This window comes from Salinicola sp. (assembly GCF_982684285.1).
In genome coordinates, this window is record NZ_CEXLVS010000054.1 from 1 (window position 1) to 16,932 (window position 16,932).

13 protein-coding genes are annotated in these 16,932 nt (G+C 64.1%); all 13 read right to left on the reverse strand.

The window, feature by feature from the left end; genetic code table 11:
• Positions 1-376: FadR/GntR family transcriptional regulator (locus AC3AYF_RS06855; protein ID WP_295035955.1), on the reverse strand; the 376-nt coding region annotated here is incomplete at its 3' end.
• Between the two features lie 114 nt (positions 377-490).
• Positions 491-1,300 (reverse strand): NAD-dependent epimerase/dehydratase family protein, encoded by an 810-nt coding sequence (locus AC3AYF_RS06860; RefSeq protein ID WP_295035956.1) that lies wholly within the window; start codon positions 1,298-1,300, stop codon positions 491-493.
• Between the two features lie 76 nt (positions 1,301-1,376).
• Positions 1,377-2,657, reverse strand: coding sequence for a TRAP transporter large permease (locus AC3AYF_RS06865; RefSeq protein WP_295035957.1), 1,281 nt, complete (start codon positions 2,655-2,657; stop codon positions 1,377-1,379).
• A 4-nt stretch (positions 2,658-2,661) separates the two neighbouring features.
• A complete protein-coding gene (locus AC3AYF_RS06870; RefSeq protein ID WP_295035958.1) occupies positions 2,662-3,183 on the reverse strand; it encodes a TRAP transporter small permease in 522 nt (173 codons plus the stop codon).
• Between the two features lie 71 nt (positions 3,184-3,254).
• Positions 3,255-4,256 carry a TRAP transporter substrate-binding protein gene (locus AC3AYF_RS06875; RefSeq protein WP_295035959.1) on the reverse strand — a complete coding sequence of 334 codons (1,002 nt, stop codon included), beginning with the start codon at positions 4,254-4,256 and terminating at the stop codon, positions 3,255-3,257.
• A 306-nt stretch (positions 4,257-4,562) separates the two neighbouring features.
• Positions 4,563-5,891, reverse strand: a complete 1,329-nt coding sequence (locus AC3AYF_RS06880; protein ID WP_295035960.1) for an enolase C-terminal domain-like protein — start codon at positions 5,889-5,891, stop codon at positions 4,563-4,565.
• Between the two features lie 25 nt (positions 5,892-5,916).
• Positions 5,917-7,047, reverse strand: a complete 1,131-nt coding sequence (locus AC3AYF_RS06885) for an L-talarate/galactarate dehydratase (protein ID WP_295035961.1) — start codon at positions 7,045-7,047, stop codon at positions 5,917-5,919.
• A gap of 191 nt (positions 7,048-7,238) precedes the next feature.
• Positions 7,239-8,270: a LacI family DNA-binding transcriptional regulator gene (locus AC3AYF_RS06890; protein WP_487779546.1), complete on the reverse strand. Its 1,032-nt coding sequence runs from the start codon at positions 8,268-8,270 to the stop codon at positions 7,239-7,241.
• 99 nt (positions 8,271-8,369) lie between these two features.
• Positions 8,370-8,840 carry a phosphohistidine phosphatase SixA gene (gene sixA / locus AC3AYF_RS06895; RefSeq protein WP_295035963.1) on the reverse strand — a complete coding sequence of 157 codons (471 nt, stop codon included), beginning with the start codon at positions 8,838-8,840 and terminating at the stop codon, positions 8,370-8,372.
• Positions 8,840-9,919, reverse strand: a complete 1,080-nt coding sequence (locus tag AC3AYF_RS06900; protein WP_295035964.1) for an NAD(P)H-dependent glycerol-3-phosphate dehydrogenase — start codon at positions 9,917-9,919, stop codon at positions 8,840-8,842. The genes sixA and AC3AYF_RS06900 overlap by 1 nt, the downstream gene beginning before the upstream one ends.
• A 104-nt stretch (positions 9,920-10,023) precedes the next feature.
• Positions 10,024-11,469 carry an NAD(P)(+) transhydrogenase (Re/Si-specific) subunit beta gene (locus AC3AYF_RS06905; protein WP_295035965.1) on the reverse strand — a complete coding sequence of 482 codons (1,446 nt, stop codon included), beginning with the start codon at positions 11,467-11,469 and terminating at the stop codon, positions 10,024-10,026.
• A gap of 18 nt (positions 11,470-11,487) precedes the next feature.
• Positions 11,488-13,059 carry a Re/Si-specific NAD(P)(+) transhydrogenase subunit alpha gene (locus AC3AYF_RS06910; protein WP_487779547.1) on the reverse strand — a complete coding sequence of 524 codons (1,572 nt, stop codon included), beginning with the start codon at positions 13,057-13,059 and terminating at the stop codon, positions 11,488-11,490.
• A 553-nt stretch (positions 13,060-13,612) separates the two neighbouring features.
• Positions 13,613-16,932, reverse strand: a 3,320-nt coding sequence (locus tag AC3AYF_RS06915; RefSeq protein WP_295035967.1) for a putative Ig domain-containing protein, incomplete at its 5' end; no start/stop codon positions are given.

The window sequence follows — 16,932 nt, forward strand, 5'->3', positions numbered from 1 at the left end:
TGTGCCGCTCGGCCGCCAGCGCGGCGGCCTGGGAGTCCAGCGTGATGCGCATCTCCAGCACGTGCAGGATGTCCTCCACCGTGGTGGCACTGATGCGACGTGCGGGAAAATGGTGATCCGGCGCGGAGCGCAGCACGCGCGTACCGATACCGCGACGCGTCTCGACGAGCCCCATCGACTTGAGGTGGGCAATCGCCTCGCGTACCGCCGTCCGGCTGACGCCGAACATGTCGCACAGCTGACTCTCGGTCGGCAACTTGTCCCCCACCGCGATCCGCTCCTGAGTGATCAGCGCCTCCAGTTGCCGGGCAATCTGGCGCGAAAGACTCTCCTGAGACGAGATACGCTTTATCTCCCAAGCCTTGGTCTGCTCCATCGTGCTGCCTACCTTGTCGATTTTCTTGTCCGACGCCCGAACTCACCCGGGCCTCGCCAGCGCTGTCTGACGTTCGAGACCATCAGCATACCATTCGGCCTGGCGGCCACGGGCTCAAGTTTCGTCGTCGGGATGCGCCAGGACGACGAATTTTCCGCCCTGGTGGACCACCGCCGGATCGTGCGGGTCCTGAGGATGTTGCCGTGCCTCGGCCTCCACTTCCGCACGCCACGGCGACGAACTCTCCCGCGGCACCCAGCCGAGAAACTGCGCGTGGCGGTTGTCCCACCACCGCTCCTCGTTGTCCGAGACGCCGTAGATCACCGTGTGACCCAGGCGTGGCGCCTGGAAAGCGCGCTCGAGTAGCGCCACGAAGTCCTCGGTTCCCAGCCAGGTGGCCAGCATCCGGGTGTCCTTGGGCCGGGGAAAGCAGGAGCCGATACGAACGCTCAGGGTCTCGATCGCGAACTTGTCGAAATAGAGGCTCGCCAGGTCCTCGCCGAAGCACTTGGAAACGCCGTAGAGCGAATCCGGCCGATGGGGAACCCGGGTGTCGATGCGCGTCGAGCGTTCGTAGTACCCGATGGTGTGATTCGAACTGGCGAACACGATTCGCGGCCCGCCCTGCCGGCGAGCCGCTTCATAGAGGTTGTAGACCCCGATGATATTGGCCTGGAGGATGCCTTCCCAGGGCTTCTCCACCGAGATGCCTCCCAGGTGGACGATGCCATCGCAACCGTCGACGAGCCGGGCGACGGCCTGGGCATCCGACAGTTCGCAGGCAACGAGCTCCTCGTGATCGGCCGCATCGCCCAGATCGGCGATGTCGGACAGGCGTACCTCTCGGGCCAGCCGGGAAAGATAGGGGCGGATCGCCTGGCCCACGCCGCCGGCGGCGCCGGTGACCAACAGTCGGTTCAACATCGGTGGACTCCTCGAGTCAGATCAGTCGCAGGATGGCCAGGCGCGAACCGGATCGGGCCTGGCACTGGAGGTCGGGTCACTGTAGCCAGTTCGGCAGGGTCAGCGAAATGGCGGGCACGTAGGTCACCAGCATCAGCACCGCGAACAGCGCCAGGTAGAACGGCCAGATGGTCTTGACCGTCTGCTCGATCTTGATACCGCCGATGGCGCTGCCGACGAACAGACAGCCGCCGACCGGCGGCGTGCAGAGCCCGATGCCCAGGTTCATCATCATCAGAATGCCGAACTGGATCGGATCCATGCCGAACTGCTGTGCCACCGGCAGGAAGATCGGCGTGCAGATCAAAATCAACGGCGCCATGTCCATGATCATGCCCAGTGCCAGCAACAGCAGGTTGAGCATCAACAGGACGACCACCGGATTGTCGGAGATGGACGTCAGCCCCTCGGCGAGCAGCTCCGGCACGTTGTAGAGCGCCAGCAGGTAGGAGAATGCCGAGGCACAGCCGACCAGGATCATGACCAGCGCCGTGGTCTTGACGGCCTGGTAGACCGCCGTCTTGAACGCTGACCAGCGCAGCTCGCGGTAGACCAGGCCGGTGATCACGATCGCGTAGATGGCGCCGAACGCCCCCGACTCGGTTACGGTGAGGATGCCGGAGAGCACGCCACCGACGATGATCACCGCCGTCAGCAGACCGGGCAGCGAGGCGAAGAAGCTGACCACCAGCGCCGCCCATCCCGGAAACGCATCGCCACCGTAGCCCCGCTTGACCGCCACCACATAGGCCGCGACCGCCAGGGCGAGGCACATCAGGACCCCCGGTACGATGCCGGCGACGAAAAGCTGCGTCACCGAGACGCCCCCACCGGCGGCCACCGCGTAGAGAATCATGTTGTGGCTCGGCGGGATCACGACACCGGCGATGGAGGAAGTGACGGTCACGTTGACCGCGTAGTCGGTGTCGTAACCTTTCTCCTTCATCACCGGGATCAGGATCGAACCCAGCGCGGACGTATCGGCGACCGCCGATCCGGAGATTCCGCCGAACAGCATCGACGACGTGACATTGACCATGCCGAGCCCGCCGCGCATGCGCCCGACGGCCGCCGATGCGAACCGCACCAGTCGGCTCGAGATCCCGCCATGGAGCATCAGTTCACCGGCGAAGATGAAGAACGGAATCGCCAGCAGCGAAAAGACGGAGATGCCCGACACGATACGCTGGAAGCCCACGAACAGCGGCAGCCCTTCGTAGAGAAAGGTCACGATCGAGGCGAGTCCCACCGCGAAGGCGATCGGGGCGCCCACGATCAGGCCGAGCAGGAAAACACCGAAGAGTATTGCCAGTCCCATGAGTTCAGCTCCCCGCCCGCGGATTCGAAAACCATCGTTTGATGAGATTGGCGCCGGTGAAGATCACCAGCAGCACACCGCACACGACCAGCGGCGCGGCGCGCCAGCTCTCCGACAACCCGATCATCGGGATCGGCCGCCCCGCGTTGCTCAACACCATCAGCCCGCCCTGCCACGCCATGAAGGCGCCGAACAGGATCACGAAACCATCGGCGATGGCATGCATGATCGCGCGGGGTACGCGAGGCGCCCCCTCCCGCAGGAAATCGATGCTCAAGTGGGAATTGAAGCGCACCCCGGCCGCGGCACCGAGACAGGTGATGTAGACGACGATCAAGAGCGACGACTGCTCGATCCAGGTCGGCGTGTCGTTGAGCACGTAGCGCCCGAACACCAGCCAGCCGAACGAGAAGATGAGAAACACCAGCAGAATGCCGGCGACGATCAGACACAGACGTGCCAGGCCATCCAGCACCCTGTCCGATGTCGAGCCAGGGGCGGTAGACGAATCCGGAACCTTGTCCACGTTGGTTGTCCTGTCGATGTCGGGAACGAGTGACGAGCGCCGGCGACCCGGCCCCCGTCAACTTGCGGTTTTCACTGGGTGTTGCGGATATCGTCGATCAGCGATTCCAGGTCGGGATGCTCCTCGACGAACGCCTGGTAGATAGGCTCCATCCGGGCCTGAAACGCACTCTTGTCCTTGACCTGGTTGACCTTCACGCCCGCTTTCTCGACGATCTCGCGGCTCTTTTCCACCCGCTCCGCCCACAGCTTCCGCTGCTCCTTGGCGGCATTCTGCGCGGCGGTGCGCACGATCGACTTGTCCTCGTCGGACAGTGCGTTCCAGCTCGTCTTGGCGACGCACAGGCACTCCGGGATGATCAGATGATCGGTTTCGGAGAAGTATTTGGCGACTTCGTAGTGGTTACTGGATTCGAACGACGGAAAGTTGTTCTCGGCACCGTCGATGACCCCGGTCTTGAGGGACTGGAATACCTCGCCGTAGGACATCGGCGTGGCGTTGCCGCCCAGTGCATCGACCATCTGCACATACAGGTCGTTGTTCATGACCCGGAGCTTCAGACCCTTGACGTCGTCCGGCTCCTCGATCGGGTGGTCGGTGTCGTAGAAGCTTCGGGCACCGGAACCGAACCACGACAGCGCGATCAGGTCCTTTTCGGCCAGAGCGTCGGCGAAGCGCTGGCCGATGTCGCCATCCATGACCCGGTACATCTGGTCGACGCTGTTGAACAAAAACGGCAGCGATAGCACGTCGGTTTCCGGCACGATCGGGCCCATCGGGCCCATGTTGAAATTGCCGAAGTCCAGCGCCCCACTGCGCGCCTGATCGATCGCATCCGGCTGATCGCCCAGCACCGCGTTGTTGTAGACGCGAGGATTGACCCGGCCTTCCGTCTTGTCGGAGACCTCGTCGGCAAAGGATTTCAACGCCAGCGAGTTGGGATAACCGTCGGGATGGACGTTCCAACCTCTCCAATCTTCCGCCGAGGCACCCGTGGCAACGCCCATCAGCGCACCGGCGGCCAGGAGTGCCGTCAGCGGCACGGTCATTTTCGAGAAAAGAGATTGCGGCATGATCTGCTCCTGTAGCGATGGATCGCCTGTTTGTTATCGTTTTACAGGCTGCCATACATCATACTTATTACAATATTAGACTTTGGCCTCGCAGACGAATGTCTGATAATCCTCTGCCATACAACAAAATTTTGTCTCTAAATTATCACTGGCGGCGACAACTCCATGATTTCTTTTCCTTAATCGAGAAAAATAGACCGCTCCCCACGGAGACAGGGCTTTCGATCTCGAAAGAAAGGGAAAGATGACACCTCCGGGATGCCTTCTTTCCGATCTTTCCGGATCAAGCGTCACCAAACCCATGCATCAACGCACCAGCGCCGGGCGCTTGGGATCGAACGACCAGCCATCGATCAGATACTGCATCGCCATGGCGTCATTACGGCTGCGCACATCGAGCGACTTGTATAGCGCATGAGCCTTTTCCACCTGGCCCATGTCGAGCTTGACCCCGAGCCCCGCCGTCTTCGGCACGCTCAACTTGCCATCCCGAATCTCGAAGGGTCGCTCGGTCAGGCGCTGCCCATCCTGCCAGATCCAGTGGGTATCGATGGCCGTGATATTGCCGGGGCAGGCTGCCGCCACGTGGGTCATCATCGCCAAGGAGACGTCGAAATGATTGTTGGAGTGGGAGCCCCAGGTCATGCCCCACTCGTCGCACAGCTCGCCGACCATGACCGCGCCCTGCATGGTCCAGAAGTGGCAGTCCGCCAGCGGAATATCGACCGCATTGAGCGCCACCGCGTACTGGAGCTGCTTGAAATCGGTGGCGATCATGTTGGTTGCGGTGGGTAGCCCGGTGCGTTTCTTGAATTCGGCCATGGTCTCCCGACCCGACCAGCTCTCCTCCTGACCACAGGGGTCTTCCGCGTAGCTCAGGATCTCCTTGATCGGCTCGAGAATCCTGACCGCCTCGTCGAGCTTCCAGGCGCCGTTGGGATCCAGCGTCAAGCGCGCCTCGGGAAAGACGTCGTGCAGCGCGCGAATGCAGTCGGCTTCCTCCTCGCCGCGCAACACACCGCCCTTGAGCTTGAAGTCCCTGAAGCCGTAGCGCTCATAAGCCGCCTTGGCCAGATTGGCCACCGCGTCCGGCGTCAGCGCCTCCTTGCGACGCACCTCGTCCCAGGCATCGACCGGATTGTCGGCCCTGGGATACGGCAGATCGGTCTTGTCCGGATCGCCAAGCAGGAACAGGTAGCCCAGCGCTTCGACTTCGTCGCGCTGACGCCCGAACCGGCCCAGCAGGTCGGCGACCGGCTGACCGAGGGCCTGGCCGTACAGATCGAACAGCGCCGATTCGATGGCGGTCAGCACATGGACGGCAACGCGCAGGTCGAAGGTCTGGCGACCCCGCTCCTCGCGGCCATTACTGGCCAGCAGCCGTCGCGAGCGATTGAGCGTCTGCTTGACCTCGTTGACCCGCGATCCTTCGACCAGCGAGCGGCACTGTTCCAGCCCCTTGAGGATGCCCTCGCTGGAGGGGATCTCGCCGACGCCCTGATTGCCGGCGTCGTCCTCGAGGATCAACAGGCAGCGGATGAACCATGGCGCATGCCCGCCGCTCAGGTTGAGCAGGAAGCTGTCGTAGCCGGCCACCGGCATCACCGTCATCCTGGTCACTTTGGGGAAACTCATATCGCACTCCCGACTGTCAGAAAGATTAACTGCGGTGGCCGAACTCGGCGCTGTCCACGGTCCACTTGCGGGCCTGCTCGGTCAGCGTGATGCCGAGCCCCGGACGGTCCGGCACCACCATGCGGCCGTCGCGGGTCTCCAGGCTTTCGTTGAACAGCGGCTCGAGCCAGTCGAAGTGCTCCACCCACGGCTCGGCCGGATAGGCGGCCGCCAGGTGAAGATGGATCTCCATCGCGAAGTGCGGCGCCAGCTGCAGGCCGGCGGCATCCGCCAGCGTCGCCAGCTTGAGGAACTGGGTGATCCCGCCGATGCGTGGCGCGTCCGGCTGAATGATGTCGGCGCTGCGATGCTTGATCAGCTCCATGTGCTCGCCCACGCTCGCCAGCATCTCGCCGGTGGCGATCGGCGTATCCAGCGCGGCGGCCAGCGCGGCATGCCCTTCCACGTCGTAGGCGTCCAGCGGCTCCTCGATCCACACCAGATTGTAGGGCTCCATGGCACGGCCGAAGCGCAGTGCCGTGGCACGATCCCACTGCTGGTTGGCATCGATCATCAACGGCACGTCGTCGCCCAGGTGCTTGCGCACCGCCTCCACCCGCTGCAGATCGATGCGCGAGTCGGGCTGGCCGACCTTGATCTTGACGCCCTTGATGCCGTTCTCGAGCGAGCGCGTGGCGTTCTCCTTGACCGCTTCGATCGGCGTATGCAGGAAGCCGCCCGAGGTGTTGTAGCACTGCACGGAGTCGCGGTGGGCGCCCAGCAGCTTGGCCAGCGGCAGCCCGGCGCGCCTGGCCTTGAGGTCCCACAGCCCGACATCGATGGCGGCGATCGCCTGCGTCGAGAGTCCGCTACGCCCGACCGACGCACCGGCCCAGACCAGTTTCTGCCACAGCTTGCCGATGTCGCTGGGGTCCTCGCCCAGGATGGCCGGGGCGATCTCCTTGGCGTGGGCAAACTGTCCAGCCCCACCCGCGCGCTTGGAGTAGCTGAAGCCGATCCCCTGATGGCCGTCGCGGGTTTCGACCTCGGCGAACAGAAAAGAGACCTCGGTCATGGGCTTCTGACGGCCGGTCAGTACCTTGGCATCACTGATGGGTGTCGCCAGTGGCAACACCACATGCGAAAAACGGACCCAGCGGATCGCATCGCTAGACATTCGGCTTCCTCGTTGTCGTGGCTGAGAGGCTCTGCTCCCGGAGGCTCGACGCCATGGATGATTGCGCTATCACCCGAGCAGCCAAGCTGTGGACGAGGAAATGTTAGCGCAATCAATTTGTATGACAAAGCGTCACGAGGGTGGTTTCGACCAAAGGATGAAAGGAGACCGCCTGGCGGATTCGGGAGCGATCAGGTGGTGTCGCGATCGACGATCTCAAAGCCGACGTCCAGAGTGCGGGCCGCGCGCTCGAATGTCGGCTGGGCCATTCGCTGGAGCAGATGCTCGGCGGCACGCAGGCCGATGGCGGCGCCGTCGATGCGCACGGTGCTCAGCGCCGGGAAGCTGGCAGCCGCATAGCTGCTGTCGCCAAATCCCATGATCGCCAGTTGCCCGGGTACCGACAAGCCCCGACTCTGCGCCTCCGCCAGCACCCCCAGGGCGAGGATATCCGAGCTGCAGACGATCGCATCGAGCGAATGGCCGTCGAGCAGCTCGGCGCTCTTTTCCCGCCCCCAGGGCATGCTCGAGGGCGTGCCGACCTCGCGTAGCTGGTATTCGCCCTCGCCCGCATCCTCGAGCCCGGCAACGAATCCGGCAACTCGAAACCTGGCTCGGGAATCGTCCGCGCTGATGAGGCCGAACCGGCGGTAGCCACGTGCCAGCAGATGCTCGGCCACGGCGCGCCCCACCGCGTCATGGGAAAACCCGACCAGCATGTCCAGCGGATCGTCGCTCATGTCCCAGATCTCCACCAGCGGCACGCTGGCCGACTGGAGTCGCTGACGCGTCAGCGTCGAGTGGCGACAACCGGTCAGCACGATGCCGTCGGGGCGACGGCTCAGCACGGTCTCGAGAATCGTCTCCTCCTGCTCCGGTGTATAGCCGGTCAGGCCCAGCAGCACCTGATACCCCTGCGGGGCCAGCACGCCCATCACCGTCTGCACCACCTCGGCGAACAGCGAGTGCGCCACCGTCGGCACCAGCAGCGCCACCAGCCGGCTTCGACTCGACGCCAGTGCGCCCGCGACCCGATTGGGCACATAACCGGTTTCCAGCACCGCTCGCTGAACCCGCAGGCGCGTGGTCTCGCTGACCAGTTCGGGCCGATTGAGGGCCCGCGACACCGTCATCGGCGCGACACCAGCGACACGAGCCACGTCGGTCAGCCGTGCGCTACCGGTAGAGCGCGAGGAGCGCGGTCTGGTGCTGCTATCGTCCATGGCTGTCATGACTCGTTCGGCGGCCTATCGACTCGGTGGGTAGCGCAAGCATTTCTCGACCGCGGACACTGGCGGGAGCCCCCGGCCGTCATCCGCTCCTCAAGCATATGGTGGCCCGACGAAGGCCTTCAAGCTGGCGCAGCCCGCCGCCCATACCTCGGCCTCGAGCAGCGCGGCCCCGGCGGTGGGGAAAGCGATGCCGGCGCCAGGAGAACCATCGACCAGCCGCCCGGCCAACGCGCCGACCAGCGGCATATGGCTGACGATGATAAAAGGTCGGGAGACGTCGAGTGCCGTCAATCGCTCGACCAGCGCATCGACGTCGTCATCCGGCGTTATCGTGTCGACGGTCACCAGTTCGCAACGCGTCGCGTCGACCACGGCCTGCGCCGTCTGCTGCGCGCGACGGTACGGGCTGGCCCAGACCACCGCCCCCTGCAGCTCCGGGCGCGCGGCCAACCACCGACCGGCAGCGTGCGCCTCGCGCTCCCCGCGCTGGGTCAACCGGCGCTCGGAGTCGGGGTTCCCGGGCCCCGCCTCGCCATGCCTGACCACCGCCAGCCAACCCATCACTCGTTGTCCGGCGCGAGGTCGTGAGCACGGGAGACCGCCTCTCGCGACAGCATGAACTCGACGTCGCTGCTCTGCTCGCTCTCCATCAGCGCCTTGGCCATGTCCTTGGCCGGGATGCCACCGAACATGACCTGATAGAGCCCCTGGGCCAGCGGCATGTAGATCTCCTCCTGGCGGGCTTTCTCGCAGACCAGCTTGACCGTGTTGACGCCCTCCGCCACCTGGCCGAGCACCTCGATGGCGGAGTCGAGATCGTGCCCCTGCCCCAGGGCGTAGCCGACGCGATAGTTGCGCGAGAGCTCGGACGAACAGGTCACGATCAGGTCGCCGACGCCGGAGAGCCCCAGGAAGGTCATCGGATTGGCCCCCAGCGCGACCGCGAAGCGGCTCATCTCCGCCAGCGCGCGGGTCATCAACATGCTGCGGGTGTTCTCGCCCATGCCCAGCGCCGCCGCCATGCCCGCGGCGATGGCGTAGATGTTCTTGAGCGAGCCACCGAGCTCCGCGCCATAGCGATCGTTGCCCGCGTAGACGCGGAAGTAACTGCACCCCAGCGCCGCCTGGACGTAGGCCCGCGTGACCGGATCGTCGCTGGCGATCACGGTCGCCGTGAGATGCTTCTGGGCGATCTCGGCGGCCAGGTTGGGGCCGGACAGCGCCCCGATATGCGAGGAGCCGGTCTCCTCCTCGATCACCTGGCTCATCAGCTTGAAGCCATCGGCCTCGATCCCCTTGGTGGTACTGACCAGAATCTGCTCCGGACGCAGGTACGGACGCACCTGCCGAAGCACCTTGCGGAAAGCCTTGGAGGGGATGGCGATGAACACCACGGCGGCCTTGGCGACGGTCTCGGCAAGGTCGGTGGAGGCCACCACCGCCGGGTTGATCGGGTAGTCGGGCAGGTAGCGGCCGTTGCGGTGTTCGCGGTTGATCTGCTCGACCAGGGCCTCGTCGCGTAGCCATTGGTGAACCTCGGCGCCGTTGTCGGCGGCGATACTGGCGATGGCGGTACCGAAGCTGCCACCGCCGAGCACCGCGACCTGCATGCGCTGTTCTGCCCCGTGCTTGTCTGACATGGTCGTTCCATTGACGATGAGCGATACCGACAGTGTAACGAAAAAACGCCCCGAAAACGGGGCGTTGCTCCTACCAAGTCAACGATGTCGGCGGCACGCCGCGGTCACTGGTCGATCATCCCCACCAGCGAGTCGATGCTGGCCCGGGCGTCGCCGTAGAGCATCCGCGTGTTGTCCTTGAAGAACAGCGGATTCTCGATACCGGAGTAGCCGGTTCCCTGGCCGCGCTTGCAGACGAACACCTGCTTCGATTCCCACACTTTCAACACCGGCATGCCGGCGATGGGACTCGCGGGGTCCTCCTGTGCCGCCGGATTGACGATGTCGTTGGAGCCGATGACGATCACCACGTCGGTGGTGGCGAAATCATCGTTGATCTCGTCCATTTCCAGCACGATATCGTAGGGGACCCGCGCTTCCGCCAGCAGCACGTTCATGTGCCCCGGCAGGCGGCCGGCGACGGGATGGATACCGAAACGCACCTCCTTGCCCGCCGCGCGCAGCTTGCGCACCAGATCGCTGACCGCATTCTGGGCCTGGGCCACGGCCATGCCGTAACCGGGGACGATGACCACGCTGTCGGCATCGTTGAGCGCGCTCGCCACGCCAGCGGCGTCGATCGCGACCTGTTCGCCCTCGATCTCGGCGGCCGGCCCCTGCGTCCCGCCGAAGCCGCCCAGGATCACGCTGACGAAGTTGCGGTTCATCGCCTTGCACATGATGTAGGAGAGAATCGCCCCGGAAGACCCCACCAGCGCGCCGGTGACGATCAGCAGATCGTTCGAGAGCGTGAAGCCGATCGCCGCGGCGGCCCAGCCCGAGTAGCTGTTGAGCATCGACACCACCACCGGCATGTCGGCACCACCGATACCCATGATCAGGTGCCAGCCGATGAAGAACGCCAGCGCCGCCAGCAGCAGCAGCGTCCAGAAACCGGCGCCGTTGAAGTAGGCGATGGCCAGCAGCAGGCACAGCGCCACCGCGCCGGCGTTGAGCAGATGCCCGCCGGGCAGCTTGTGCGGCTTGCCGCCAATCCTGCCGGCCAGCTTGCCGAACGCCACCACCGAGCCGGTGAACGTCACCGCGCCGATGAACACGCCCAGCACCACCTCGCCCTGCAGAAAGGCCAGCTCCGCCGGCGTCTTGTGGGCCAGCGTCGAGGCGAACGCCGACAGGCCGTCGAAGGAGACGCCGGCCGCCTTGATCGCCATGACCCGAGCCCGTTCCAGCTCGGCGTTCCAGCCGATAAACACCGCCGCCAGCCCGACGAAGCTGTGAAGCGCCGCTACCAGTTGTGGCATTTCGGTCATCTCGACCTTGCGTGACAGCCACGCGCCGGCCAGACCGCCGATCAGCATCATCGGGATCATCCAGCCATAGCCGCCGATCAGCGGTCCCAGCGCGGTGAACAACACCGCGATCGCCATGCCGACGATGCCATACCACACCGCGCGCTTGGCCTTCTCCTGATTGCTCAGCCCACCCAGCGAGAGGATGAACAGGACACTCGCCGCGATCGCCGCGGCGGAAACGAACTCGTGTTGCAACATTGCCTTTCTCTCCGCGGATCAGGATTTCTGGAACATGGCGAGCATGCGACGGGTCACCAGGAAGCCGCCGACGATGTTGATCGACGCGATCAGCACCGAGATGGCCGCCAGCAGCGTCACCAGCCCGCTGCCCGAGCCGATCTGCATGATCGCGCCCAGGATGACGATGCCGGAGATGGCATTGGTCACCGCCATCAGCGGCGTATGCAGAGAGTGACTGACGTTCCAGATCACCTGGAACCCGACGAAGCAGGCCAGGACGAAAACGATGAAGTGCTGCATGAACGAGGCCGGGGCGACCATGCCCAGCAGCCACATCAGCACGCCCCCGGCGGCCAGGATGCCGACCTGGCGCTTGCTCTGGGCCAGGAAGGCGGCGTGTTCGGCCGCCTTTTTCTCCTCCGGCGTCGGCTCCTTGACCTTCTCCTTGGGCTTGGCAGCCGCGATCGCCTTGACCTTGGGCGGCGGCGGCGGGAAGGTGACCTCTCCGGCATGGGTCACCGTCGCGCCGCGGATGACGTCGTCGTCCATGTCATGGACGATCACGCCATCCTTCCCCGGCGTCAGGTCGGTCAGCATGTGGCGGATGTTGGTGGCGTAGAGCAGCGATGCCTGGGTCGCCATGCGCGAGGGGAAATCGGTGTAACCGACCACGATCACGCCGTTGTCGGTGACGATGCGCTCATCCATCACGGTCAGATCGCAGTTGCCGCCCTTCTCGGCGGCCAGGTCGACGATCACCGAACCGGGCTTCATCGCCGCGACCATGTCTTCCAACCACAGCTTGGGTGCCGGCCGGCCGGGAATCAGCGCAGTGGTGATGACGATATCCACCTCCGGCGCCTGCTCGCGGAACAGCGCCAGCTGCTTCTCGCGGAACTCGGGGCTGGAGGGCGCGGCGTAGCCGCCGGTTCCGGAACCGTCCTGGCTCTCCTCGAAGTCGAGAAACAGGAACTCGGCACCCATCGATTCGATCTGTTCCGCCACCTCCGGACGAACATCGAAGGCGCGAACCACGGCACCCAGACTGGTCGCGGTACCGATGGCCGCCAGTCCGGCGACGCCGGCGCCGACGATCAGCACCTTGGCCGGCGGCACCTTGCCGGCCGCCGTCACCTGGCCGGTGAAGAAGCGTCCGAACTGATTGCCCGCTTCGATCACGGCGCGGTAACCGGCGATATTGGCGGTACTGGAGAGCGCATCCATCTTCTGGGCCCGCGAGATACGCGGCACCATGTCCATGGCCACCACCGTCGCCCCCTTGGCACGACAGCGTTCGAGACTGTCCTCGTTCTGCGCCGGCCAGAAGAACGTGATCAGCGTCTGCCCTTCCCGCAACCGCTCGATCTCCTCGGCCACCGGCTCGCGTACCTTGATCACGACCTCGGCATCGCGCCACAGCGCATCCGCGCCCTCGACGACGCTGCCGCCGACGTCACGGTACGCTTCGTCGCTGAAGCCGGCGAGCGCGCCGGCACCACTCTCGATCAGGCACTCGTGCCCTAGCTTCTGGATCTGCTGCGCGCTCTCCGGCGTCAGCGCAACGCGCGCTTCCCCCCTGGCGAGCTCCTTGGGCGCCCCTATCCTCATTCGTTGGTCTCCCGATAGTCAGTCATGCGCCGAAACGCCTGTTGCTTGAAACGGCGAGCGGTCGGTCGATGATTAATTGCCGATAGCACGCCTGTCCCGGGCCATGGACCGAAACAAGGCGGGACGTCGCATCATCGTTCAGCTCGAACCGTTGTGGCAGGTGCGTACAGTTTTCCGGAGATCCACCAGGCTAATCAAGCGATTGGGAGAGAAACCAACCCGATCAATATTTTATGGCAGGCATAACCAAAGCGTTATGTTTAAAACTTCCATCAAGCTTTTGTTTTCTCGATTAAAAACGGGATCCACGATTTCCGTTATCAAACTTATAATGAATGGCTTATCGCTGACAAAAACCGACTCGGCCACCTGCCGCGCCAGAATGGATACGATAGAAAACACGCGCCACCCCGTTCCCGCCCCAGGGCGAGATGGGAGAAGCGCGTCTTCTGCGACATCTGCAGCGGAATCTCACACCCGATGTCCTGTCTACGGCATAATGTCACCCGGCCATGGCGGCGATTCACCGCTTGCTCTACCGGTAACCCCCTCTTTATAAGACAGCCGTTTCGACGACATCGTTGATTCCAAGCAGCCCGACTTCATCACTGCCTGACGAAATATCCATCGGATCGATCTCCCTGTTGCCGGACGCGGCAATGGCGGGATTGCCAGGCGCCGGCAGGTACGCTGCCGCGTTGATCGAAGGATCGGCACCTGCGCTATCGGCCATCGTCATGGCAAGCGTCGGGGCGGTACGACCACCGCCGGCCGCTTCGATATAGCGGGTACCTCCAGCGCCCTCCACCTTGACCGTAATGACATCTCCCGCGTCGAGCCCGTCCTGAGCGATAAGCGAGTTGATCTGATCCGCCAGGTCGACACCCACCGTGATGTTCTCGCCATCCTGCCACGTCCCGGAAGCCTGCCATACTTCCTGTTCCGGGAGATAATTTCGCCCGGTAACCGAGCCGAACCCACCGCCGTCGAGGGTATTTTCCACGGAGAAGGTCAGGGTCGTGTTCGCCGAGTGGGTCCTGTCCGATACCCAGTTGATGACCGCACTGCCTATGGCGTCCCCGTTATCGAGACTGACATCATCGGGTACGGTAAATTGCATGCCGACAATATAGGATCCAATTTCGAGGTCAGGGCTGGAGAGACTGAAACCCTGCTCGACATCGTCGCTGGCTTGCTCGACCGCGGCGATGAAGAGATCATCGAACTCCCCCTGCTCTTCAGGCAGCACCACCAGATCAAAGCCCGTCGTAGCGGAAGCCCCCTCTTTATCGACGACCTGCACCTGCAGCGAATAGGTGCCTTCGCCAGACGTCGGCACTCCCGAGAAAGTCTTCGTCTGAGCATCGAACAGGACCCCAGCGGGAAGGTTCAGGGCTTCGTAGCTCAGCTCATCACCATCGAGATCGACAAAGACATCATCGGGAATCTTGAATACGAACCCATCTTCGAACTGGATTGTCTGGTCGTCCATCGCGTTGTTGACGAAGGGCTCGGTATTGGTCGGGTTGCTGCCATCGACCGGGCTGCCGTTGGAGATCAAGTAGACGGGGCGCGAGACCGGACCCAACGCCAGCCCCTGGGAACTATTCGGGTCGTCGATGACCGATGCGACGAAACCGAGCGGGAGCGTGTCGTCTCCACCAAAGCTGGACGTACCGTTGAGGAAATCAGCGTAGTGGAATGCCTGTGAAACGTCGGCCGTGCCGCTCGCCCCGAGTTGCACATCGACGATCTGGAACTCCGCTGCATTGTTGGCCGGGAAGGTCTTGTCAGCCAGACGCTCCTCGACGGTGTCGGCGATACCGTTCTGGTCGTTGGCGACCGGCTGATGCCCCTTGGTCATCACCACCCTGACCCATTCGCCCGCCGGGCCGCTGACGATGACGGACGGGACCGCCCCGCCATAGGTGCCTTGGCCGCCGGACGATACCCCATTGACGGACAGCTCCGCGGTCAGATTCATCGGTGCCTCGGTGATCCGCACCTGCGCTCCCGCCTGGCTGCCGTCACTCATCAACTGGCCGCTGGCCGTGCTGCCGTCGGTGAACTTGATGTAGACGTTGGAGCCGATGAGCTCTGCGCCGGAAACGCCCCCGACATCCCAGGCCGGGAGCGAGCCGGTATCGACACCCGCCGCCCCGCCCTTGTTGAAGCCGGCAATGGAGTTGGGATCCATATCCCCGCTGAAGCCGACCACTTCGCCATTGGTGAAGCCGCCGTCGGCCGTCGCGGAGAACTTCACCAGGGCGCCCCGGAAGCCACCGTTATCATTCGGATTGGACGGATCGGGATCGGTGCCCGGCAGGAAGTAGTGCTCGTAGCCGCTGGGCTGGATGGCGCCGGTATTCCCGTCGCTGTTGATCGCCCAATCCTTGAACGCGGCGTCTCCTCCCTTGCCGTCGGGGTCGAAGACGCTATCGCCGTACAGGGCCGTGGTGACATCGAAGAAGACGGCGGCGATCTTCTTGTCGCCGGTATTCTGGACCTTGAACGAGTCGTTGCCGTAGTTCGAGTACTGAACATTGTCGTTGCCCGGTGTCACCGTCACCAGCGCCGAGCCGAGTTCGCCTTGCCCGTATGTGTCGCCGAGGTCGAGATTGGCTGCGGCGAATATCTCCTCGACCGCCGCTGGCGGTGTGCCCGTACCGTCGTCGGTTTCCGTCGGCGTGATCTCGAGATAGTCATAGCTGGCATCGAAGTTCGGACCGCTGCCGATAGAGGTCTGGGTGACGCCTACCCCGAAGGTTGCGCCCTCGGTGACGATGGCCGTATTGAGCGGCCCGTCCGGTAGCGCCAGCGCCGGCAGCGCGGTCGCCCCCAGCGCCTGCCCCGAGACGTCGAGGAAGGTCATGCTGCCCGAGAAGGTCGCCACCTCGTTGGCCACGCTGGCGTCGAGCGCAATGACGACGTCGGCAATCTGCGCGACATTGACACCGCTGGGCAGGCCGAAGGCCTGCTTGGCCTGCACGCCGCCATTTTCGTAGGAGTACTCGATCTGCTGGCCGCCGCCGACATTGCCGAAGGTGACCTTCAGGTACTCGTCCTGGCTGAGGCTGACATTCATGCCGAGCTGCGAGTACTGCGCCGGCAGCGTCGGGAAGGGGTTGCCGAACTTCAGCGAAGCGCTGAAACCGCCTCCCCCGGCCACGTTGGCGTAGTAGTTGTCGTTGGCATTGTTGCCACCACCGGCATCGCCGTCAGTCGCCGCGATGATCAGGTTGCCGTCGGCAATCGTGGCGCTGCCCGTCTCCTCGGCGGTGGTTCCCGAGCCCTCGGTCACGCCGTCGAAGAGTGTCTCGAGCGTATCGCCATCATTGAACTCCAGGTTGAGCGTGGATGCGTCCATATCGGTATCGTCCTCGGTAACACTGCCGGTTGCCATTGCCGATCCGGCAGCGATGGCGAAAGCGGGGTCATCGACACCGGTCAGGATGACCGTGACACGCTCCGGACCGTCATCCCGATCATCGTTGCCAACGTCCACCGTCAGTGCCCCGACGCCGTCTTCGAAGTTCACCGTACGCGTCTCGGAGGCGCCATTGACGGTCAGCGCCAGGTCGACTTCGCCACTGAAGCCCTCCGAGGCGCTCAAGCCGAAGCTCAACGAGGTCGTACCGTCATCGCCGCTCTCCACCGCCGGCTCGGCATCGAGGATGGCGAGCGTGATCTGCGGGTCGGGCTGCCGGGGCAGGTCCGGCGAGGTCACGTTGAGATGCTCCCAACTGGCCTGGAAGGAGCCTACCGGGTTGCCGTAATCGGTCGAGGTCACCCCGACGGCCGTCTCTCCGTCAGGGTCGGTCAGGTTGGCCAGTACCGCAGCCGGCAGGGTTTCCGTGGCTGCCGTCGCGAAAC